General features: G+C 68.6%; 20 protein-coding genes and 1 tRNA gene. 9 read left to right on the forward strand and 12 right to left on the reverse strand.

Annotated features, from left to right (window positions below):
* Positions 1-56: 56 nt before the first annotated feature.
* Positions 57-551 carry a lipoprotein LpqH gene (locus G6N45_RS19005; RefSeq protein ID WP_163723636.1) on the reverse strand — a complete coding sequence of 165 codons (495 nt, stop codon included), beginning with the start codon at positions 549-551 and terminating at the stop codon, positions 57-59.
* A 105-nt stretch (positions 552-656) separates the two neighbouring features.
* Between G6N45_RS19005 and G6N45_RS19010 the strand changes: the two genes are divergently transcribed.
* Positions 657-1,829 (forward strand): winged helix DNA-binding domain-containing protein, encoded by a 1,173-nt coding sequence (locus tag G6N45_RS19010; RefSeq protein ID WP_163723637.1) that lies wholly within the window; start codon positions 657-659, stop codon positions 1,827-1,829.
* Positions 1,830-1,851: 22 nt separating this feature from the next.
* On the opposite strand, the gene uvrA is transcribed toward G6N45_RS19010, so the two are convergent.
* A complete protein-coding gene (gene uvrA / locus G6N45_RS19015) occupies positions 1,852-4,755 on the reverse strand; it encodes an excinuclease ABC subunit UvrA (RefSeq protein ID WP_163723638.1) in 2,904 nt (967 codons plus the stop codon).
* Between the two features lie 128 nt (positions 4,756-4,883).
* On the opposite strand from uvrA, the gene G6N45_RS19020 reads away from it, so the two are divergent.
* Positions 4,884-5,573 (forward strand): MBL fold metallo-hydrolase, encoded by a 690-nt coding sequence (locus G6N45_RS19020; RefSeq protein ID WP_163723639.1) that lies wholly within the window; start codon positions 4,884-4,886, stop codon positions 5,571-5,573.
* A 34-nt stretch (positions 5,574-5,607) separates the two neighbouring features.
* Positions 5,608-6,492, forward strand: a complete 885-nt coding sequence (locus G6N45_RS19025) for a fructose bisphosphate aldolase (protein ID WP_163723640.1) — start codon at positions 5,608-5,610, stop codon at positions 6,490-6,492.
* A 66-nt stretch (positions 6,493-6,558) separates the two neighbouring features.
* Here G6N45_RS19025 and G6N45_RS19030 read toward each other — a convergent pair whose 3' ends face one another.
* The 8 genes from G6N45_RS19030 to uvrB form a co-directional block, all read right to left on the reverse strand.
* Positions 6,559-7,002 (reverse strand): universal stress protein, encoded by a 444-nt coding sequence (locus tag G6N45_RS19030; protein WP_057146316.1) that lies wholly within the window; start codon positions 7,000-7,002, stop codon positions 6,559-6,561.
* A gap of 196 nt (positions 7,003-7,198) precedes the next feature.
* Positions 7,199-8,140, reverse strand: a complete 942-nt coding sequence (locus G6N45_RS19035) for a hypothetical protein (protein ID WP_246228727.1) — start codon at positions 8,138-8,140, stop codon at positions 7,199-7,201.
* 161 nt (positions 8,141-8,301) lie between these two features.
* Complete coding sequence (locus tag G6N45_RS19040) at positions 8,302-8,979, reverse strand: cutinase family protein (RefSeq protein WP_163723642.1); 678 nt, start codon at positions 8,977-8,979, stop codon at positions 8,302-8,304.
* 158 nt (positions 8,980-9,137) lie between these two features.
* Positions 9,138-9,458, reverse strand: coding sequence for a DMT family transporter (locus tag G6N45_RS19045; protein ID WP_179965204.1), 321 nt, complete (start codon positions 9,456-9,458; stop codon positions 9,138-9,140).
* Positions 9,459-9,461: 3 nt separating this feature from the next.
* On the reverse strand, positions 9,462-9,803 hold the full coding sequence (locus G6N45_RS19050) for a DMT family transporter (protein WP_163723643.1): 342 nt from the start codon (positions 9,801-9,803) through the stop codon (positions 9,462-9,464).
* Positions 9,804-9,880: 77 nt separating this feature from the next.
* Positions 9,881-9,951, reverse strand: a tRNA-Cys gene (locus G6N45_RS19055).
* 60 nt (positions 9,952-10,011) lie between these two features.
* On the reverse strand, positions 10,012-11,418 hold the full coding sequence (locus G6N45_RS19060; protein ID WP_163728711.1) for an MFS transporter: 1,407 nt from the start codon (positions 11,416-11,418) through the stop codon (positions 10,012-10,014).
* 48 nt (positions 11,419-11,466) lie between these two features.
* Positions 11,467-13,629: an excinuclease ABC subunit UvrB gene (gene uvrB / locus G6N45_RS19065; RefSeq protein WP_163723644.1), complete on the reverse strand. Its 2,163-nt coding sequence runs from the start codon at positions 13,627-13,629 to the stop codon at positions 11,467-11,469.
* A gap of 72 nt (positions 13,630-13,701) precedes the next feature.
* Between uvrB and G6N45_RS19070 the strand changes: the two genes are divergently transcribed.
* The 3 genes from G6N45_RS19070 to G6N45_RS19080 all read left to right on the forward strand — a co-directional run bounded on the left by G6N45_RS19070 (position 13,702) and on the right by G6N45_RS19080 (position 15,594).
* Complete coding sequence (locus G6N45_RS19070) at positions 13,702-14,208, forward strand: ribonuclease FAU-1 family protein (RefSeq protein ID WP_163728714.1); 507 nt, start codon at positions 13,702-13,704, stop codon at positions 14,206-14,208.
* A gap of 10 nt (positions 14,209-14,218) precedes the next feature.
* Positions 14,219-14,761 (forward strand): Rv2576c family protein, encoded by a 543-nt coding sequence (locus G6N45_RS19075; RefSeq protein WP_407664219.1) that lies wholly within the window; start codon positions 14,219-14,221, stop codon positions 14,759-14,761.
* A 65-nt stretch (positions 14,762-14,826) separates the two neighbouring features.
* Positions 14,827-15,594, forward strand: a complete 768-nt coding sequence (locus G6N45_RS19080) for a MerR family transcriptional regulator (RefSeq protein WP_275997871.1) — start codon at positions 14,827-14,829, stop codon at positions 15,592-15,594.
* 18 nt (positions 15,595-15,612) lie between these two features.
* On the opposite strand, the gene coaE is transcribed toward G6N45_RS19080, so the two are convergent.
* Positions 15,613-16,809: a dephospho-CoA kinase gene (gene coaE / locus G6N45_RS19085; RefSeq protein ID WP_163723645.1), complete on the reverse strand. Its 1,197-nt coding sequence runs from the start codon at positions 16,807-16,809 to the stop codon at positions 15,613-15,615.
* Positions 16,810-16,927: 118 nt separating this feature from the next.
* On the opposite strand from coaE, the gene G6N45_RS19090 reads away from it, so the two are divergent.
* Together G6N45_RS19090 and G6N45_RS19095 are read left to right on the forward strand one after the other, a co-directional pair.
* On the forward strand, positions 16,928-17,626 hold the full coding sequence (locus G6N45_RS19090; RefSeq protein WP_163723647.1) for a YciI family protein: 699 nt from the start codon (positions 16,928-16,930) through the stop codon (positions 17,624-17,626).
* Positions 17,627-17,631: 5 nt separating this feature from the next.
* Entirely contained in the window at positions 17,632-18,852 is a 1,221-nt protein-coding gene (locus G6N45_RS19095) for an RNA polymerase sigma factor (protein ID WP_163723648.1), read from the forward strand.
* Between the two features lie 53 nt (positions 18,853-18,905).
* Here the strand turns inward: G6N45_RS19095 and rpsA are convergent, their stop codons facing one another.
* Positions 18,906-20,354, reverse strand: coding sequence for a 30S ribosomal protein S1 (gene rpsA, locus G6N45_RS19100; protein WP_163723650.1), 1,449 nt, complete (start codon positions 20,352-20,354; stop codon positions 18,906-18,908).
* Between the two features lie 175 nt (positions 20,355-20,529).
* Between rpsA and G6N45_RS19105 the strand changes: the two genes are divergently transcribed.
* On the forward strand, positions 20,530-21,639 hold the full coding sequence (locus tag G6N45_RS19105; protein ID WP_246228728.1) for a PrsW family intramembrane metalloprotease: 1,110 nt from the start codon (positions 20,530-20,532) through the stop codon (positions 21,637-21,639).
* Positions 21,640-21,645 lie beyond the last annotated feature (6 nt).

A 21,645-nucleotide genomic window follows, 5' to 3' on the forward strand; every position in this document is an offset into this window, starting at 1 on the left:
TCATAGGGAGCGGCGGACGCGTCGGGGGCGCCCGCCGCTCCCCTGCCGGGCATGGTTCAGCTGCAGGTCACGGTCACGGTGAACGGCTTGGTGATCATGCCGGCCATCGGGTTGCTCATGTCGGCGCCCACGGCCTCGCCGGTGATCGTGTACCGCTCGCCGTCGACCTTGACGTCCGCCGAACCGCTCTTGGCGCCCATCGCGTTGGCGACCGCCAGCGCGTTGCCGTCGACCACCATGCCGAGCGACTCGACGACCGGCGGCGCCGCATCGGTCATCACGATGCCCAGCCCCTGCTGGCCGCCGATCGCGCCGCTGGCGACGTTGATCTTGCCGCCCTGCTTGACGCAGGTGACCGAGTTCAGGTCCAGACCGGCCAGGTCCGCGCCGTCGACCTTCACCTCGGTCGTGCCTCCGGTGCTGGCCTGCGCGGTGGTGGCCTGCGAGCTCTGGGTGCCGGAGCTCGGGGCCGCGTCCTTGTCGCCGGAGCAGCCCACCAGCATGGCGGCGCCCGCGGCCAGGCCGATCACACTTGCGGCAACTCGCTTCATCGTTTGCTTCCCTTCGTCGTACTCCGCCTCGGTGGCGTCGTCTGCGAGGAAGTCAAGACGGGGACCGGCGCTACCGATCCCAACTTTGGCTACGGTCGGGAGACGATGCGCACCTTCACCGTTGAGCAGCGCCGTGCGCGCCTCGCGCGCCGCCACGTTCTGAGCCCTGCCGCCATGTCCGCTTCGGTGGCCGACGTCACCGGACGCCTCGTCGCACTGCATGCCACAGATCCGGTGACGCCGTACCTGTCGCTGTGGGCGCGGCTGCCCGACTTCACGGCAGCGGACCTCGACGCTGCGCTCTACCGGGACCGCACTGTGGTCAAACATCTGGCCATGCGCAGGACGCTGTGGGTGGTGCGGCCGACGGACATGCCCGCCGTGCAGGCAGCGGCCAGCGACCGCGTGGCGGCCAACGAGACCCGGCGGCTCGCCGCCGATGTGGAACGCGCCGGGGTGGCGGCCGACGGGCTGGCCTGGCTGGCCAACGCGCGCGACGCCGCGCTGCGCCACCTGCGCGGCTCGGGTCCGTGCAGCGCCCGTGAACTCCGGGAGGCGTTGCCGGAACTGCACGGCACCTACGATCCGGCCCCGGGGAAGACCTGGGGCGGGGCGAGCCATCTCGCACCGAGGGTGCTGACGGTGCTCTCGGCGCGCGGCGACATCGTGCGCGGCCCGAACGACGGCGGCTGGATCACGTCACGGCCGCGGTGGGTGGCCGCCGGCGACTGGCTACCGCCCATCGAGACCGCCGACGCCGACGCCGACGCCGCCAGCGCCGTGCTGCTGCGCCGCTGGCTGGCCACGTTCGGTCCAGCGACTCTCACCGATGTCAAGTGGTGGTTCGGGGCCACCCTGACGTGGGCCCGAAAAGCGTTGTCCGCCATCGATGCCGAAGAAGTGCAGCTCGACGGAGCGCCCGGGTATGTACTGCCCGACGACGAAGACGATCCAGATCCCGAGCCGTGGTGCGCGCTGCTGCCGTCGCTGGACCCCACGACGATGGGGTGGTTCGACCGGGACTGGTACGTGGCTCCGCACCGGGCCGAGGTGTTCGATCGCAACGGCAACGCCGGCCCGACCGTGTGGGTCGACGGCCGGGTCGTCGGCGCCTGGCGTCAGGACGCGGCCGGCCGGGTGGAGCTGGCTCTGCTCGAGAAGGTGGGCCGTCGGGCGGCGTCTGCGCTCGAGGCGCGCGCCGACGAGTTGACGGCATGGCTCGACGGCGTTCGGGTCAATCCGAGGTTCCCCTCACCGCTGAGCAGGGGCGCCTCGTGAACCGGCGCGGCGCCCGCGGCACTCAGGCGCTGACCTTGCGGCGGCTGCGGGTCTTCGGCCTGGCCCGTTGCACGCCGAGCGTCTCGGCGAGGAAGTGGCCCGTGTAGCTGGCCGGGTCGGCGGCCACGTCCTCGGGGGTGCCGGTGGCCACCACGGTCCCGCCCCCCGAACCACCTTCGGGCCCCATGTCGACGATCCAGTCGGAGGTCTTGATGACGTCGAGGTTGTGCTCGATCACGATGACCGTATTGCCTTTGTCCACAAGGCCGTTGATGACCGTCAGCAGTTTGCGGATGTCCTCGAAGTGCAGCCCCGTGGTGGGCTCGTCGAGGATGTAGATGGTCCGGCCTGTCGACCGCTTCTGTAGTTCCGAGGCCAGCTTCACCCGCTGCGCCTCGCCGCCGGACAGCGTCGGCGCCGGCTGGCCGAGCCGGACGTACCCGAGTCCGACGTCCACCAGCGTCTTGAGGTAACGGTGGATCGAGCTGATCGGCGCGAAGAACTCGGCGGCCTCCTCGATCGACATGTCGAGCACCTCGGCGATGGTCTTGCCTTTGTAGTGCACCTCCAGCGTCTCGCGGTTGTAGCGCGCGCCCTGGCACACCTCGCACGGCACGTACACGTCCGGCAGGAAGTTCATCTCGATCTTGATGGTGCCGTCGCCCGAGCACGCCTCGCAGCGACCGCCCTTGACGTTGAACGAGAAACGGCCCGGCTGGTAGCCGCGGACCTTGGCCTCCGTCGTCGCGGCGAACAACGTCCGGATCTTGTCGAACACCCCGGTGTAGGTCGCCGGGTTGGACCGCGGGGTCCGGCCGATCGGCGACTGGTCGACCCGGACAAGCTTGTCCAGGTGGTCCAGGCCGTTGACGCGGGTGTGCCGACCGGGCACCAGCCGGGCACCGTTGAGCTTGTTGGCCAGCACCGAGGCCAGGATGTCGTTGACCAGCGTCGACTTGCCCGAACCGGACACACCCGTCACCGAGGTCAGCACCCCGAGCGGGAACGCGACGTCGATCTCGCGCAGGTTGTGTTCGCGCGCACCGACGACGGTGAGCTGACGTTTCCTGTCGGGGACCCGCCGCATCTCCGGGACCTCGATCTCCTCCTTGCCCGACAGGTAAGCACCGGTGATCGACTCCGGGTTCTTCAGCAGATCCTGGTATGTGCCGCTGTGCACGATCTGGCCGCCGTGCTCCCCCGCGGCGGGGCCGATGTCGACGACCCAGTCGGCGTGGGCGATCGTGTCGAGGTCGTGTTCGACGACGATCAGCGTGTTGCCGAGATCCCGCAACCGCACCAGCGTGTCGATCAGCCGGCGGTTGTCCCGCTGGTGCAGCCCGATCGACGGTTCGTCGAGCACGTAGAGCACGCCGACCAGGCCCGACCCGATCTGGGTGGCCAGCCGGATGCGTTGCGCCTCACCGCCACTGAGCGTCCCCGCCGCCCGCGACAGCGACAGGTAGTCGAGCCCGACGTCGAGCAGGAACCCCAGCCGGGACTGGATCTCCTTGAGCACCTGGCCCGCGATCGCGGCCTCCCGGGTGCCCAGCGTGAGCGCGTTGAGGAAGTCGGCGCAGTCGGCGATCGACAGCTCGGCCACTTCGGCGATCGACTTCGCGCCGAAGCTGCCCGCGGTCATCGTCACCGCGAGGATCTCGGGCTTGAGACGGGTGCCGTTGCACTCGGGGCACGGCACGTCCCGCATGAAGCCCTCGAGGCGCTCCTTCATCTGCTCGGAGTCGGTCTGCTCCATGCGGCGCTGCAGGAACGCCATCACGCCCTCGAAGTCGGCGTAGTAGGACCGGGTGCGCCCGTAACGGTTCTTGTACCGCACGTGCACCTGCTCGTCGCAGCCTTCGAGAATCGCCTTGCGCGCCTTGGCCGGAAGCTTCTTCCACGGGGTGTTCACATCGAACCCCAACTGATCGCCGAGGCCGGCGAGCATCCGGGTGAAGTACTCGGCGGTGTGCCCCATCGCCCAGGGGGCGATCGCGCCCTCGGCCAGCGTCAGGTCCGGATCCGGCACCACGAGGTCCGGATCGACCTCCTTGCGGATGCCCAGCCCGGTGCACTCCGGGCAGGCGCCGTACGGGGAGTTGAACGAGAACGACCGCGGCTCCAGGTCGTCGACAGCCAGCGGATGGCCGTTGGGGCAGGCCAGCTTCTCGGAGAACCGCTGCTCACGGTGCGGGTGGTCGTCCTCACGGTCGACGAACTCGAGCACCACGATGCCGTCGGCGAGGTTCAGCGCGGTCTCGACCGAATCGGTGAGCCGCTGCTTGGCCGACGCCTTCACGGTCAGGCGGTCGACCACGACCTCGATGTCGTGCTTCTCCTGCTTCTTCAGCTTCGGCGGGTCGGTCAGCGAGTGCACCACACCGTCGACGCGTACGCGGCTGTAGCCCTGGGTGTTCAGCTTGTCGAAGAGGTCGACGAACTCACCCTTGCGGGTGCGCACCACGGGCGCGAGAACCTGGAACCGGAGCCCCTCGTCCATCGCGAGCACCTGGTCGACGATCTGCTGCGGCGTCTGACGGGCGATGCGCTCCCCGCAGACGGGACAGTGCGGGGTGCCTGCGCGGGCGTACAGCAGACGGAGGTAGTCGTAGACCTCGGTGATGGTGCCCACGGTCGACCGCGGATTGCGGTTGGTCGACTTCTGGTCGATCGACACCGCGGGCGACAACCCCTCGATGAAGTCGACGTCCGGCTTGTCCATCTGGCCGAGGAACTGGCGCGCGTAGGCCGACAGCGACTCCACGTAGCGTCGCTGCCCCTCGGCGAAGATGGTGTCGAACGCCAAAGACGACTTGCCGGAGCCCGACAGCCCGGTGAACACGATCATCGCGTCGCGCGGAAGGTCCAGATCGACGCCACGCAGATTGTGCTCCCGGGCACCTTTGACAACTAGGCGGTCAGCCACGATGTCCTTTCCCGTCGTGCCCGATGCGCCCTACGGGCGCAGTACAGACCCATGCTAGGTCGACCCACCGACAGCTTTCATCCGCGGTGGCGGCGGAGGCCCCGCGAGGGGAAGTAACGTGAGTCACCATGACCGTCGTCGACGACAACTACACCGGCCACGTCGAGCCGCGCACGGCGGCGCGACGCACACTGCCCGGCGCATCGATCGTCAAGGTGTCGGTGGGCCCCATGGACAACAACGCCTACCTGGTGACCTGTTCCCGCACCGGTGAGACGGTGCTCATCGACGCGGCCAACGACGCGCCGATCCTGCTCGAACTGCTCGACCGGTACGCGCCCACGCTGTCGCTGATCGTGACCAGCCATCAACACCAGGACCACTGGCTGGCGCTCGAGCAGGTGGTCGACGCGACCGGGGCCACCACCGCGGCGCACCGCCTCGATGCCGATCCGCTGCCGGTCAGGCCGGACAGACTGCTCGCCGACGGCGACAGCGTCGACATCGGCGACCTGCACTTCGACGTGATCCATCTGCGCGGGCACACCCCCGGCTCGGTGGCGCTCGCACTCCGCGGCGCGGACAGCGGGGACGACGGGGAGGAGCGCGTGCACCTGTTCACCGGCGACTGCCTGTTCCCCGGCGGCGTCGGTAAGACCTGGAGGGAAGGCGACTTCGAGCAACTGCTGGGCGACGTGTCCAGGCGGGTGTTCGACGCCTTCGCGGATCAGACCGTCGTGTATCCAGGACACGGCGACGACACCACCCTCGGAGCCGAACGTCCACACCTGGACGAGTGGCGTGAGCGCGGTTGGTGAGCGCGCTCTTGCCGGGGATCATCAGGAAGGGAACATGAACACCGATCAATTCGACAAGGTACAACGTGGCACCGGCTTCATCGCCGCGCTCGACCAGAGCGGTGGCAGCACCCCCAAGGCCTTGAAGCTCTACGGCATCGCCGAGGACTCCTACTCCGGCGACGACCAGATGTTCGACCTGGTGCACGAGATGCGGACCCGCATCATCGCGAGCCCGAGTTTCGACGGCGACCGCGTGCTGGGCGCGATCCTGTTCGAGGACACGATGGACCGGGACATCGACGGACGTCCGACCGCTGACTACCTGTGGAACGTCAAGCACGTCGTGCCGTTCCTGAAGGTCGACAAGGGCCTCGCCGACGAGAAGGACGGCGCCCAGGTCATGAAGCCGATTCCCAGCCTCGACGATCTGCTGGCCCGCGCCCGCGACAAGGGTGTCTTCGGCACCAAGATGCGGTCGGTCGTCAAGGCGCCGGGCGCCGGACTGCAGGCCGTGGTCGACCAGCAGTTCGAGATCGGCAGGCAGATCCTGGCCGCCGGTCTGGTGCCGATCATCGAGCCCGAGGTCGACATCCACAGCCCCCAGAAGGCCGAGGCCGAGGACCAGCTCAAAGCGGCGCTGCTGCAGGCTCTGGACCGGCTCGACGACGGTCAGGCCGTGATGCTCAAGCTGACGCTGCCCAGCGTCGACAACCTGTACCGCGACCTCGTCGAGCACCCGAAGGTGCTGCGGGTGGTGGCGTTGTCCGGCGGCTACGACCGCGACGAGGCCTGCGACAAGCTGGCGGCGAACCACGGTGTGATCGCGAGCTTCTCGCGTGCGCTCACCGAGGGTCTGACGGCCCAGCAGAGCGACGCCCAGTTCAACGCGACGCTGGACGCCGCGATCACCGCGATCGCGAAGGCGTCCGCCACCTGACCGCACGCTGACGTGAAAAACCCTGGGTCGGCATGCCGGCCCAGGGTTTCTCCGTTCTGCGGTCTCTCAGGACGTGTGCACGATCAGCACGTCGGACTTCGACCGACGCGCCACGTTCGCGGGAACCGATCCCAACAGACGTCCGGCGATGGTGCTGAGACCGACGTTGCCGACCACCAGCAGATCAGCGCCCAGCTCTTCGACGAGGTCGACGAGCGCGTCGACCGGCGCGCCGACCACGGCCTTCTCCTCGATGTTCTCGGCACCGGCCGCCTTCGCGCGATCGCGGGCCTCCCGCAGGATCGCGTAGATCGGGGCGTTGCCCGACATCTTGTAGCCCTCGTCCTTGAGCACGTCGGCGGCGCGCTGGTCCTCGCTCTGCGGGAAGTAGGCGGTCGCGACGACGAGCTTCGCGCCCGACCCAGCGGCGATCTGACCGGCACGATCCACCGCACGCAACGACGAATCCGAGCCGTCCGTGCCGACCACCACGGTTTGATAGGCGCTCATCCATATCCTCCCAGTGTCAGTTCACTACGCCACCCGAGACAGTAACCCGCTATCCGGCGAGCATGGGGGTGAATCACCACACCGAGGCGCCATTTGCCCAGGATCGGTCACCGCGTGCACCGGCAACGTCACGCTGTCGGTCACGACGTGACGCGGCCGACAACGGCAATCGCGCAGTGCGGCAACGAGACGCCGGTCACCATCGGTCGTCGCGGCGCTCGCCCGTCGCAGCGCCACCGTCCGACGGCCCCCGCCCTGTCTCCGCGGACCACGCCGTGCCTTCGCACACCAGGTCCTCCGGAACCGGCAGGCCCCCGGGCAGCAGCGGCAGGCCGGGCAACCCCTCGGGAAGCGGTACGACGGGGACCGGGACGGCCGGCGCCGCCAAGGGGGCCGGTACCGGCACCACAGGCACCACGGGTCCCGGCAGCGGGGCGGGCACGGACGCGGCGTGCATCAGCGGCGCGGCTTCGACCGCCGGGACAGCGACGTCGGCCGGAACCTCCGCGACAACCGGGCCAGGAACATCGGGGAAGGGTGGCCCCACGGGCGCTGAAAATGCCTCGGATGCAATGACATCGGGAACGGGGGCGGCTGGCTCCGGCGGGGCGGGCGGGGCGGCGGGCGCGGGCGGGGCGGCAGGTGCGGCGGCAGCCACCGGCACCTCCGGCACCGCTGCCGCGGCCTGCGCCAGCGGCGCGGCAGGCGGCGCCTGCGCGACGACGACGGGAGCAGGCGGTAAGACTGCCGGAACCGCCAGCGGCACAACGGGAGCGGCAGCCGGAGCAGGCTCTGGAATCGCGGCCGCATGCTCGATGGACGCTGCCGCGATCGGTGCCGCCTCGACCGGGGCGGGCACCGGACCGGGTGCCGTCAGTGCCGTCAGACCGTGCACCACCTCACCTGCCGGCACCGTGGATGCGGCCGGCACCTCGTCGGGCACAATGCCGTTGAGTGCGTTGGCCGCCGTCTCGAGGACCTCGGGAACCGACGGCGGCGATGCGGCCAGCTGCTGCACCATGTCGAGACAGGGCACGCCCGGGCTCGGCTTCGCCGCAGCCGTCACACTCCCGGCGGCGAGCAGGTAGAGCGCCGCCAACACGGACACGGCACCGACGCGAATGATGTTGGCTGGCATGATCTTTCCCTGAACTCTCATCGGCGCCCCCCGCCGACGAGAAACCTAGCGCGTTCGCGCCCGGGCCGGCGATCCGGTTACCGAATAGATATCGCCGCGAGCTGCTCCGGTGATGAACACGGCGCAGGCCGAAAAGAAACGCTCTGACACCGATTTCGAAATCAGGTCGCGGTACCCAGCACCCGTCGCGCGGCGAAGACAGCGGCCTGATCGATCATTCCGTTCCACAGGTAGGAGAAATGAGCAAACAGGTCGGATCCCTTCGAGCAGTACGGATCGTTGGCGGCGCACAGGTCGATGGCCCTGCTGCCGTACAGCGGGCTGAGCGTGGTGAGCGGCCCCAATCCAGGAAAGTCGCGCGAAGGGTTGCCGAACACCGCAATCGCCGCAACGTGATTGACCATCGTATCGGGCAGCGGCGAGGGCGTGAAGAACCACAGCCTGCGCTTCCCGATGGTGATCAGGTCGATCACGCCCGCTCCCTGCGACATTCCACCCAGGACGATCTTCGTGTTGGGGCAGACCCCCGCCGTGTACTGGACGTGTTTGTTCGCGTCGACCGCGCCTTCGGACGTCGACTTCGAAAAGTCCCAGCTCGCTGAATAATCCACCGCGCACGCGGCGATCTTCTTGCCGATCAACTTCTTCTGCAGGGTGGTGATGAACTGCTTGCCCACCGGGCCGAAGCCGGGCTTGTCGCTGGTGCCGCGCGCGAACACGACCTCCACGTCGGGGCACGCGTCCGCCGCGGCGACCGGCGCGCGAACGGTGGTGGTGCACAGTGCCAGCGCGGTGGTGACCGCGATTCCGAGGGCACGGGCGGCCTGGCGAGTGCGCACGCGAACACGTTGGCACAGTTTCAGCAAACTCCGCCAGCGGAGCAACCCAACGGTGATCGATCAGATGCCGAACCGGGTTGCGTCAACGCTAGGGAATTGCGCGATCGTCGGATATTCGTGCCGTCGCTTTCGCTGGCGGGACAGACCGGATGGCAGAATCACCGCGCTGCACCGACCTCCACCAGAAGCACACCGGCGACGATCAGACCCATGCCGACGATCATCGTCGGGGTGAGCGGTTCTCGGAACAGCAGCCGTGACGCGGCCGCGGTCAGCGCAACGCCGGCCGCCGCCCAGATCCCGTAGGCGACGCCCAGCGGCATGCCCTGCTGCAGCGAGGCCGACAGCAATGTGAAGGCCACGACGTAGCCGACGAGAACCACACCGTAGAACGCGCGTCGGCCGCCCGCGGCGACCCGCAGGGCCAGCGTCCCGGTGACCTCCGATCCGATGGCCGCCATCAGCAGCAGGTACTGCACGGATCACGCACCGTCGGAAGGGTCGTCGACGCGGTGTGAGCCCATCTCCACCAACAGCACGCCGGCGATGATGCATACCATGCCGATTCCCATCACCGCGGTGAACGCCTCGCCGAAGATGATCGCCGACAGCACCGCGGTGAGCGCCACCCCGATGGCGCCCCAGATGCCGTACGCGACACCGAGTCCCATGCCCCGTTTGAGGACGAAGGTCAGGAAGACGAAGGAGGCGAAGTATCCGCCGATGACGATCACGTACAGCGCGGGAGCGATCACGGCGGCTTTGAGTGACAACGTCGCCGCCACCTCGCTGACGATGGCGAGCAACAGCAGAAGCCACGTCATGACGACCCAACGTACTGGCGCGGCCGCGGTGGAGAGCGGGCGGGTCCACCGGGATCCGGTGGAGCACCGCCCGTGCGAGCGAGTGACGGGATTCGAACCCGTGTAAACGGCTTTGCAGGCCGGTGCCTAGCCACTCAGCCACACCCGCACTGACTGTCAGAGTGCCGGCCGTCGCGCGGGCCGAACACCGTTGCGATCCCGCTGAGCCTTAGTCCGCGGGGACGCGCCGCGCGGGACGGCCGCTTCGGATCGACGCGACCGCCGCGGACGCGGCCAGCACCGCGAACACGGCGAACAACCACCGGGACGCCGTCGCATCGCCGCGGTCGGAGACGTTCACCACGATGCCGGCCAACGCGGCGCCGAACGCCCCGCAGATCACCTGCACGGTGTTGATGGCCGCGGCCGCCGCAGGCCCCTCCGCGGGATCGTCGACCTTGCTCATCGCCCACGCCGACAGATGCGGCCACGCGATGCCGACCCCGGACCCGGTGAGGACGAGCCCGGCGGCCCACGCCGCAACGAACCACCCGGAGGCGTCCTGGCGTTGCGTCAACGCACCGATCGTCAATCCCAGCGCCATCACCCGCGGCGCCACCGCGACCGTGCGCACGATCGCCGCCGGCCGGCTCTGCGACGCGCTGCTGATCTCGCCGACAGTCCACCCGACGGCCAGTCCAGCGCCGAGGAAGCCTGCGGCCACCGGGGTGAGATGCGCCAGCCGTTGCCCGAACAGCGGCACGTACATGTCGACCATCGTCGCGGCCATCAGCACGCCCAGCGTCAGGTAGATCCACTTGAGCGGACCGGCGCGGAAAGCGCTGGGCGGAAGTACCGAGGCTCCGGCCCGGCAGTCCACTACCAGGAAAACCGCGACCAAGCCGAAACCCGCGACGACCAATCCCGCGGTGGCGCGTGCGTCGTGCGGGACGCCCGCCGCGCTGACCAGCAGTGCGGCCGCGCCGAGCAGCAGCAGTGACCACACCGGGATACGGAACCGGCTCGGCGGTGCGGCGGTGTCGCGGGGCAGCGCGAGCGGCACCAGCACCGACATCGCGGTCGTCATCACCACGAGCACACCGAAAGCCCAACGCCATGAACCATATTGGGCGAACAGCCCGCCGGCGGCCGGGCCCACCAGCGTCCCGACCCCCCACATCGCGGAGACCAGTGCCGACGCCTTGGTCCACAACGCGCTCGGCAGCGCGGTGTTGATGACGGCGTACCCGAGTCCGGCGAGCAGCCCGCCGGCCGCGCCCTGCACGGTCCGGCCGGCGAGCAGGAACTCCATACTCGGCGCCATCGCACAGCCGAGGCTGCCCGCACCGAACAGGCTGAGCCCGAGCAGATAGGACCAGCGAGGGCCCCACCGCATCAGCACCGCGTGCACCGTGGTGGCCGCCATCACGGAGCCCACCAGGTAGACCGTGGTCACCCACGCGTAGAAGCGCTGCCCGCCGATGTCGGCGACGGCGCTGGGCATCAGGCTGATGGTCAGGAACTCGTTGGTCGCGTAGAGCGCGACGCCGCCCGCGAGCACCGTCGAGGCCCCGAGGTGTCGCGGACCCAGCAGGCCGCGCCACGATCCCACCCGGTGGCCGGTGGGCGCCTCGATATCGGTCACGTCGTCGACCGTAGAACCTCAATGGCGGTTGAGATCAACTCATTTGAGGCCGGCGGCGTCCATGCCACGAAGTTCCTTCTTCAGATCGGCGATCTCGTCGCGGATCCGGGCGGCGAGCTCGAACTGGAGATCCCGCGCCGCGGCCATCATCTGCGCGGTCAGATCCTTGATCAGATCGGCCAGTTCCGCCCGCGGCATGTTGGTGGTGTCGCGACCCTCGAACACCCCGGCGCTGACCGCCCGGCCCGGTTCGCCCTGGGCGCGCCGCCCCCGCGACGCGTTACGGCCCGACCCACCGATCTCGACCGCGGCGTCGGTGTCGTCGGCTTCCCGGTACACCTGATCGAGGATGTCGGCGATCTTCTTGCGCAGTGGCTGCGGGTCTATGCCGTGCTCTTTGTTGTAGGCGATCTGTTTGGCCCGGCGGCGATCGGTCTCGTCGATCGCCTCCTTCATCGAGTCGGTCATCTTGTCGGCGTACATGTGCACCTCGCCGGAGACGTTGCGCGCGGCACGGCCGATGGTCTGGATCAGGCTGCGCGGCGACCGCAGGAAGCCTTCCTTGTCGGCATCGAGGATCGCCACCAACGACACCTCGGGGAGATCGAGACCCTCCCGCAGCAGGTTGATGCCGATCAGCACGTCGTACTCCCCCAGCCGGAGCTGCCGCAGCAGCTCGACCCGTCGCAGCGTGTCGACCTCCGAATGCAGGTAACGGACACGGATGCCCATCTCCAGCAGGTAGTCGGTCAGGTCTTCGGCCATCTTCTTGGTGAGCGTGGTGACCAGCACCCGCTCGTCGCGCTCGGTGCGCTTCCGGATCTCCCCGATCAGGTCGTCGATCTGGCCCTTGGTGGGCTTGACGATGACCTGCGGATCGACCAGACCGGTCGGCCGGATGACCTGCTCGACGAATTCGCCCGCGGTCTGGCTGAGCTCATACGGGCCCGGCGTCGCCGACAGGTACACCGTCTGCCCGATGCGGTCGGCGAACTCCTCCCACGTCAGCGGCCGGTTGTCGACGGCGGACGGCAGCCGGAACCCGAAGTCGACGAGGTTGCGCTTGCGCGACATGTCGCCTTCGTACATGCCGCCGATCTGCGGCACCGTCACGTGCGACTCGTCGATGACGAGCAGGAAGTCCTCCGGGAAGTAGTCCAGCAGCGTCGCAGGCGCCGACCCCGCCGGGCGACCGTCGATGTGCCGCGAGTAGTTCTCGATGCCCGAGCAGAACCCGACCTGACGCATCATCTCGACGTCGTAATTGGTGCGCATCCGCAGCCGCTGGGCCTCCAGCAGCTTGCCCTGCCCCTCGAGCTCCGCCAGCCTGGCCTCGAGTTCGGCCTCGATGGTGGAGATCGCGTGCGCCATCCGCTCCGGCCCCGCGACATAGTGGGTTGCCGGGAAGACCCTCAGCGAGTCGACCTGACGGATGATGTCGCCGGTGAGCGGGTGCATGTAGTACAACGCCTCGACCTCGTCGCCGAAGAACTCGATGCGGACCGCCAGCTCCTCGTAGGACGGGATGATCTCGACGGTGTCGCCGCGCACGCGGAACGTGCCGCGGGTGAAGGACATGTCGTTGCGGGTGTACTGGACGTCCACCAGCAGCCGCAGCAACGCGTCGCGAGGGACCTCGTCCCCGATCTTCAGCTCGACCGACCGGTCCATGTAGGACTGCGGCGTGCCCAGACCGTAGATGCACGAGACCGAGGCCACCACGACGACGTCGCGCCGGGACAGCAGGCTCGACGTCGCGGAGTGCCGCAGCCGCTCGACGTCGTCGTTGATCGAGCTGTCCTTCTCGATGTAGGTGTCGGTCTGGGCGATGTACGCCTCGGGCTGGTAGTAGTCGTAATACGACACGAAGTACTCGACCGCGTTGTGCGGCAACATCTCCCGCAGTTCGTTGGCCAGCTGCGCAGCCAGCGTCTTGTTCGGCGCCATCACCAGCGTGGGCCGCTGCAGCCGCTCGATCAGCCATGCCGTGGTCGCCGACTTGCCGGTACCCGTGGCGCCCAGCAGCACGACGTCGCGCTCCCCCGCCCGGATCCGGCGCTCCAGCTCGTTGATCGCCGCAGGCTGGTCGCCGGCGGGCTGGTATTCGCTGACCACCTCGAAACGGGCGCCCGAGCGGACGACCTGGTCCACCGGGCGGTACTCCGAGTGCGCAAGCACGGGGTGTTCGGTCGCGAAAGCCATGTTCACCAGGGTAGAACCCGGCACCGACATCTTCTGTTCCGCGGCCGACCGACGGTGCTTATCCTGGTCGGCATCCACCCTCCCAAGCGCGAGACCTTCGACCTGGCGACCCGCACCAACACCGACCCGAAGGGTGTCGTGCGGGACGTCGACGTCTACGCCGTCCAACCGTGGGGCCTCTACATGGCCCGTCCGGCACCGGGCCGGGCCCAGTTCCACTACCTCGAGTCGTGGCTGCTGCCCGCGCTCAACCTGCGTGTGACGGTCTTCCATTTCAACCCCGGACACGAGCGCGACCAGGACTTCTATCTCGACGTGGGCGTCTACACCGCCGGGCCACACGCCTGGCACAGCGAGGATCACTACGTCGACCTGGTGCTGCGTACCGGCAGGCAGGTGGCGGTGGCCGACGTCGACGAACTCGTGCTGGCCCTCCAGGAGGGCCTGCTCAGCCGCGCCGACGGCGAACGTGCCATCCGCACCGCAGTGGACACCGTCGAGGCGCTGGCCCGCCACGGCTATGACCTCGACAGCTGGTTGAACACCGTCGGGATCACGCTGACGTGGCGCGCAGCATAGACTCCCCGGTGTGAGTTCGAGCAGACGGACGCGTGCTGCGTGGGCGGTCGGCGCCGCAGCGGTCATGCTGGCCGGTGGGTCCGTGTCGCCGCTGACCTTCGCGGCCGCGGATCCGGAGCCGCCGCCGGTGGCCGAGAACCCGGCCCCGCCCGTGCAGCACAACGTGCTGTACCGCGCCCGCGCCGATGGCACCTCCCGCGGCGCGGTGGTGGCCTACAAGCAGGACGACCAGAACGTCAACAGCGCCCAGCCGACGATGCTGCCGGGACAGACGTTCGAGGTGAACACCGTTCTCACCGATCCCACGCTGGCCGGCATGCAGATCTCGATCCAGTGGCCGTACGGATCGAACCTGCACTGCGAGATCCTCGTCGACGACCAGATCGTGGCCCAGGCCGATCAGTTCATCGCACCCCGGTTCTTCCGCGTCAAGGACGACCCGCTGTACGGAACGCTGCAGTGCGGTGCCCCGCTCGACATCCCGACACCCGCCACGGGCGACACCGGGCCTGCCGCCGAACCCGTTCAGGCCCAGCCCCCTCCGGCGGCCTGACGCGCGTCGGAACACTTGACCCTCACGCGACGTGAGGCGCCAATCTGATCGATGTGACGCGGGAGATGCAGGTGGGCGAACTCACCGTCGGTGAAGTCGCGGAGCGATTCGGCATCACGGTCCGGACGCTTCACCACTACGACGCAATCGGGTTGTTGACCCCGAGTCGGCGGAGCGCCTCGGGTTACCGGGTTTACACGTCAGCCGATCTTGCGCGCTTGTCGCAGGTCATCGTCTACCGCAGGCTCGAGTTGCCTCTCGACGAGATCGCAAGCCTGTTGGAGGAGGGCAACGAGATCAGCCACCTGGTTCGGCAGCGCGAACGCGTCATGTCCCGGCTCGATGAGATGAAGGACCTCGTCGAGGCCATCGATCAGGCATTGGAGAAAGCAATGACGAACACCCCCATGACCGACGACGACATGCGCGAACTCTTCGGTGACAGCTTCGACGACTACCAGGCAGAGGCCGCGCAGAAGTGGGGCGAGACCGCGGAGTGGAAGGAATCGCAGCGCCGAACCAAGTCCTACGGAAAAGACGATTGGGTCCAGATCAAGGCCGAGGGAGAAGCTGTTGAGAAGGCCCTGTCCGACGCGTTCCGTGCGGGCCTCCCGGCCGACTCCGAAGAGGCGATGAACGCCGCAGAGCAGCACCGGCTCCACGTGAATCGCTGGTTCTACGACTGCCCGCCGGCTTTCCACCGCAATCTGGGCGACATGTATGTGAGCGACCCCCGATATGTGGCCACGTATGACGAGTCGTTCGGGCTTCCGGGCCTCGCGGCCTACTGCCGCGAGGCGATCCACGCGAACGCCGACCGAGCGGGCCACTGACGTCGCGTTCGGCAAACCTCAGTCTCTGGGTCGCCAGCCGGTGGCGTCGGCCCACTGCCATGCCCTCCGGTAGGCGTCGAAGAACCACGGCTCCTTGCCCTCCGGCGAGTCCTGCCCCACCGCATGTTTGAGGGCGACGTAGGCGGCCTGCTCGTCGGGGTCGGCCCTGAGCCAGTCGACGAACAGCAGCGCGAACTGCTGCCCGGGCCAGCCCTGCACCCGGACGTGCACGTTCGTGGGGCGTCCCGGATCCGCGGAGCGGTAGAGCCGCTTGCGCCACAGCGCGTCGTCGTCGACATGGTCGAAGTCGACGACGGTGCTGCGCGCGTCCGGTTTGGCGACGTCCTCGGTGATCGGTGTGGCGACGTAGCCGGCCCCCAGCATCGCGTCGGCGATCTCGTCGGCCGTGTCGAGGGCGTCGACGGTGACCTGTACGTCGATGACGTCTTTGGCGGCCATCCCCGCGACGGCGGTGGATCCGATGTGATCGACGCGTGCCGCCCGGTGGCCGCACGCGGTCCGTAACCGCGCCAGTATCCGCTGGGCCTGGGCCGGCCACTGCGGGTCCGACGGCACCAGCTGCGGCAGGGCCTGCGCGGGGCGGCGCGCCGCGACGTTGGCCGCGAACGGCTCGATGCGGTCGTGCCAGAGCCGTCGGGCGGCCGCGGCGAGTTCGTCAGCTGTTCCGGCGTTGTCGAGCCACACATCGGCGACCGCCCGGCGCTGCTCCTCGGTGGCCTGGGCCGCGATCCGGGCCCGGGCGTCCTCCTCGCTGAACCCCCGGTACTCGATCAACCGCTCGACCCGCAGGTCGGCGTCGGCGTGCACCACGATGACGAGCGGGAACATCGGCGCCATCTGCGACTCCACCAGCAGCGGGATGTCCTCGACGATGACGGCGTCGTCCGCAGCAGCCGCGATCAGCTCTGAACGACGTTGCGCCACAAGCGGATGAACGATGCCGTTCAGGGTCGTGCGCTTCTGGTCGTCGCTGAACGCGATGGCTGCCAGCGCGGGCCGGTTCAGCGCCCCGTCAGGACGCAGGATCTCCTCCCCGAACGCCTCCACAAGACTCTTCAGCCCCGGGGTGCCCGGCTCCACCACCTCGCGGGCGATGACGTCACCGTCGACGACGACGCCGCCGAGCTCGCTGAACGTCGCCGACACCGTCGACTTGCCCGCCCCGATTCCTCCGGTCAATCCGATTCGCAGCACGCCCAACAGTGTGTCAGGAAAGTTTTCACGCCCCGACTGTCGGATTGGGTCGGCGCCGTTCGTCGGTCAGGTAGAGAGTGGACGACAGGGTTTCACTCCCGACCCGGAGGACAATACGATGTACTACTTCGCAGTGCTGCAGACACCCGAGCGCGAGCTGAGCCCGGAGGATCTCCAGACGGAGATGCAGGCCTACACCGACTTCCATGCGCGGGCCGCCGCGGCCATCCGAGCCGGTGACGCTCTGGCCTCGGCGGCCGAGGCGGTGCGGATCGACGGCGGGCCGGACCGACCGGTGATCACCGACGGGCCCTTCGCCGAGGGCGCCGAAGTGGCCGGCGGCTTCTACGTGTTCGAAGCCGAGAACCTCGACGAGGCGCTGGAGCTGGCTCGGCAGGTCCCCGCAGCCTCCTACGGCGCGGTGGAGGTGTGGCCGATGGTGCACTGGAATGCTCCCGATCAGCCGACCACCGGCGCCGACTGGCTTGCGCTGCTGCTCGAGCCCGCCGACCAGCTGACCGAGCCGTGCACCCCGGAGTGGGAGGACGGCGCGTGCCGCCACGCAGACTTCAACACCGCAGCGGGTGAGCACGTGCTGGGCGGGGCGCCTCTGCACCTTCCGGCGACCGCGACGACGGTGCGGGTGCGCGGATCCGAGGTGGTGCTGACCGACGGGCCGTTCGCCGAGGGTGCCGAGGTGGCCAACGGCTTCTACCTGCTGCGGGCCGGCGACCGCGAGGAAGCCGCGAAGGTCGCCGCCATGATCCCGGCCTCGGCGGTGCAGCTGCGCCGCCTCGCGGGTGTGTCCGGGCTCTAGCCACGATGCAGGCCCTGGACGGCGTCTTCCGGAGCGAGTGGGGCGGCGCGGTCGCGGCGATCGCGCGGTGGTGCGGCGATCTGACTGTCGCCGAGGACGCCGTCCAGGAAGCCTGCGCCGATGCCGTGCGCACCTGGCCCCGGGACGGGATGCCCGCCGCGCCCGGCGCCTGGCTCATCACCTCTGCGAGGAACCGGGCCCGCGACCGCCTACGGCGCGAATCGATCCGTCCGGGAAAGGAATTGGCCGCGGTGGTCGACGACATCATTGCCCGCACCGAAGGGGCCGAGGTGCCGCACCGCATTCGCGACGACGAACTGCGGATGATGTTCACCTGCGCGCATCCGGCGCTCGATCGGCCCTCGCAGCTCGCGCTGACCCTCCGGCTGGTCTCGGGTCTGACGGTCGCCGAGATCGCGCGGGCGCTGTTGCAGAGCGACACCGCCGTCGGTGCCCGGATCACCCGCGCGAAGGCCAAGATCCGGCACGCCAACATCCCGCTGCGGGTGCCGCCGGCCGACATGCTGCCCGCACGGACACCGCACGTGCTGGCCTGCGTCTACTCGGTCTTCACCGAGGGGTACTGGTCGACAGCCGGACCCTCGGCGGTCCGCGACGAACTCTGCGACGAGGGGGTGCGCCTCGCCGGTGAGCTGAGCGGGCTGCTGCCCGGCGACACCGGGGCCGCGGCGTTGAGCGCTCTTGTTCTGCTGCATGATTCGCGGCGAGCCACCCGGGTCGATCCGCACGGCGCGCTGATCCCGCTCGACGAGCAGGACCGGCGGCGCTGGGATCGTCACAAGATCGCCCGCGGCCTGGACTACGCGCGGCGCGCCGGCGGCTCGGCTGGCCCGTACCTGCCACAGGCCGTCATCGCCGCCGTCCACGCGACCGCGCCGTCCTGGGAGCAGACCGACTGGACGACGATCTGTGCCGCCTACGACCGCTTGCTGGCCATCACCGATTCGCCGGTGGCGCGGGCCAACCGCGCGCTGGCCGTCGGGTTCCGGGACGGACCGGACGCGGGACTGGCCGCCCTCGACGATGTGGCCGACGATGCGCGGCTGGCCCGCTCCGCGCTGCCTGCCACGATCCGCGCGGATCTGCTGCGCCGGGCGGGACGACCCGCCGAGGCGGTGCAGTGGTATCGAGAAGCGTTGGCACGCAACGGGTCCGAACCCGCCCGTCGGTTCCTGCGGCACCGTATCGACGAGTGCGGAGGATGAACACATGACGAAGGCCCCGACTCGGTGAGTCGGGGCCTTCGATCGGTACAGAGTTAGGCGTTGCCCGCCAGCTTCTCGCGCAGCGCGGCGAGCTGCGCGTCGCTGGCCAGCGATCCGCCGCCCGAGGACTCCTCGGACCGCGACGATCCGTTCGACGTCGCCGGACGCGCCGCCTCTTCGGCCTCGGCCGCAGCGAACTTCTCCATCTGCGCGGTGTGCATCTTGTAGCGACGCTCCGCCTCGGCGTAGCGGGCCTCCCACTCGTCCCGCTGCTTCTCGAAGCCTTCGAGCCACTCGTTGGTCTCGGCGTCGAAGCCCTCGGGGAAGATGTAGTTGCCCGCATCGTCGTAGCTGTCGGCCATGCCGTACTTCCAGGCCTCGAACTCTTCGCTGTTGTAGTCCTCGTTGGCCTGCTTGAGGCTCAGCGAGATACGGCGGCGCTCCAGGTCGATGTCGATGACCTTGACCATCGCGTCGTCGCCGACCTGAACCACCTGGTCGGGCACCTCGACGTGGCGCTCGGAGAGCTCGGAGATGTGCACCAGGCCCTCGATGCCCTCTTCGACGCGGACGAACGCACCGAACGGCACCAGCTTGGTGACCTTGCCGGGCACGATCTGGCCGATGGCGTGGGTGCGCGCGAAGTGACGCCACGGATCTTCCTGAGTCGCCTTGAGCGACAGCGAGACTCGCTCGCGATCCATGTCGACGTCGAGCACCTCGACGGTGACCTCGTCGCCCACGGTGACCACCTCGGAGGGATGATCGATGTGCTTCCACGACAGCTCGGAGACGTGCACCAGACCGTCGACACCGCCGAGGTCGACGAACGCGCCGAAGTTGACGATCGAGGAGACGACGCCCTTGCGGATCGCGCCCTTGGTGAGCTGGTTGAGGAACTCGCTGCGCACCTCGGACTGGGTCTGCTCCAGCCAGGCGCGGCGCGAGAGCACCACGTTGTTGCGGTTCTTGTCGAGCTCGATGATCTTGGCCTCGATCTCCTTGCCGATGTACGGCTGTAGATCGCGGACGCGACGCATCTCCACCAGCGACGCAGGCAGGAAGCCGCGCAGCCCGATGTCGAGGATCAGGCCGCCCTTGACGACCTCGATGACGGTGCCCTTGACGGCCTCGTCCTTCTCTTTGAGCTCTTCGATGGTGCCCCAGGCACGCTCGTACTGAGCGCGCTTCTTGGACAGGATCAGCCGGCCTTCCTTGTCCTCCTTGGTGAGGACCAGAGCTTCGACCTCGTCGCCGACGGACACAACCTCATTGGGGTCTACGTCGTGCTTGATGGAGAGCTCACGGGAAGGGATGACACCTTCGGTCTTGTAACCGATGTCGAGCAGAACTTCGTCGCGGTCGACCTTGACGATCGTCCCTTCGACGATGTCGCCATCGTTGAAGTACTTGATGGTCTTGTCGATGGCGGCGAGGAAATCCTCCGCGGAGCCGATGTCGTTGAGGGCTACTTGCGGAGACGTGACGGAGGGACTTGGCATGTGGTGGGTTGCTCCGGACAGGTTCAATCGTAGGGACAGAAAAGGACAGATCTGATGTTCTCGATGTACCTGCGACGTCGAGCACCGGGAGGTGCACACACAGGTACCTGACAAGGCTACTCGACAGGGTCCACGCAGGACAAACCCGCCCCGTCGAGGAGCTACCCTGCTGGACGTGATACGCGTTCGCCGGGTCGGCGCTCCTCTTGGCGTGCTCATCGCGCTGGGCACGCTTGCCGGGCTGATCGTCATCGTACTGACGGCGGTCAATCCTGTCGGCACGTCGATCGGGTTCGTGCTCTCGAGCATCGCGATGACCGTCGTCGTGCTGTGCTACCTGTGGCTGGACCGGTGGGAACCCGAGCCGCCCCGGCTGCTGATCTTCGCGTTCATCTGGGGAACGTCGGCCGCCGTCGTGATCTCCTCGATCCTGCAGATCGTCCTCGAGGCGTGGGTGAACCCCGGCGGCTCCGGCGACATCAGCCCGTTCACCCTGGTCGTGGGCGCGCCGCTGACCGAGGAGGCGGCCAAGGGCGCGTTCCTGCTGCTGATGATGACGGGGATGCGGCGCAACGAACTCAACTCGCTGACCGACTGCCTGGTCTACGCCGGCCTGGTCGGAGCCGGTTTCGCCTGGTTGGAGGACATCCTCTACATCGCCAACGCCGATTCGGTGGCCGATTCGCTGTTCACCGCGGCGCTGCGGCTGATCATGTCCCCGTTCGCCCACTCGCTGTTCACCACGGTGACCGCCATCGGGGTCTGGTACGCGCTGCACCAGCGGTCGGCCGTCGGGAAAGCGGGCGCGATCCTGCTCGGCTACGCCGGAGCCGTCGTCCTGCACGCCATGTGGAACGGCTCGTCACTGCTCGGGGTCGGCGCCTACTTCGGGGTGTACGTGTTCTGGATGATGCCGGTGTTCGCCCTGGCGATCACGCTGGCCGTGCACAGCCGGCGCCGGGAGCAGCGCATCGTGACTGCCACGCTGCCCGGCATGGTGGCCGCCGGCGTCGTCAGCCCCAACGAGGCGACCTGGCTCGGCTCGATCCGGACCCGCAAGCTCGCGATCGCCGAGGCGACGCGGGCGGGCGGCAAGCCGGCAGGCGCCGCGGTGAAGCGTTTCGCCCATCAGGTCGTCGAGCTCGCATTCGTGCGCGACCGGATCGACCGCGGCTTCGGCGACCCGCGCGTCATCGCGCTGCTCAACGAGGAGACCTATGCGCTCTACGCCACCAGGACGGCGTCGCCCGCACTGAACCACCTGGCAGGTTTCCGGACGTCCTGACCGACG

This window comes from Mycolicibacterium psychrotolerans (assembly GCF_010729305.1).
In the GTDB taxonomy this organism is placed as follows: Bacteria; Actinomycetota; Actinomycetes; order Mycobacteriales; family Mycobacteriaceae; genus Mycobacterium; species Mycobacterium psychrotolerans.

Coding starts and splice junctions, on each gene's coding strand:
- G6N45_RS19005 (WP_163723636.1), bottom strand. CDS start 551: ATGAAGCGAGTTGCCGCAAGTGTGATCGGCCTGGCCGCGGGCGCCGCC.
- uvrB (WP_163723644.1), bottom strand. CDS start 13,629: ATGGCTTTCGCGACCGAACACCCCGTGCTTGCGCACTCGGAGTACCGC.
- G6N45_RS19090 (WP_163723647.1), top strand. CDS start 16,928: ATGTACTACTTCGCAGTGCTGCAGACACCCGAGCGCGAGCTGAGCCCG.
- G6N45_RS19030 (WP_057146316.1), bottom strand. CDS start 7,002: ATGAGCGCCTATCAAACCGTGGTGGTCGGCACGGACGGCTCGGATTCG.
- G6N45_RS19095 (WP_163723648.1), top strand. CDS start 17,632: ATGCAGGCCCTGGACGGCGTCTTCCGGAGCGAGTGGGGCGGCGCGGTC.
- G6N45_RS19025 (WP_163723640.1), top strand. CDS start 5,608: ATGAACACCGATCAATTCGACAAGGTACAACGTGGCACCGGCTTCATC.
- G6N45_RS19080 (WP_275997871.1), top strand. CDS start 14,827: ATGCAGGTGGGCGAACTCACCGTCGGTGAAGTCGCGGAGCGATTCGGC.
- G6N45_RS19050 (WP_163723643.1), bottom strand. CDS start 9,803: ATGACGTGGCTTCTGCTGTTGCTCGCCATCGTCAGCGAGGTGGCGGCG.
- G6N45_RS19020 (WP_163723639.1), top strand. CDS start 4,884: ATGACCGTCGTCGACGACAACTACACCGGCCACGTCGAGCCGCGCACG.
- G6N45_RS19010 (WP_163723637.1), top strand. CDS start 657: ATGCGCACCTTCACCGTTGAGCAGCGCCGTGCGCGCCTCGCGCGCCGC.
- G6N45_RS19035 (WP_246228727.1), bottom strand. CDS start 8,140: ATGCCAGCCAACATCATTCGCGTCGGTGCCGTGTCCGTGTTGGCGGCG.
- rpsA (WP_163723650.1), bottom strand. CDS start 20,354: ATGCCAAGTCCCTCCGTCACGTCTCCGCAAGTAGCCCTCAACGACATC.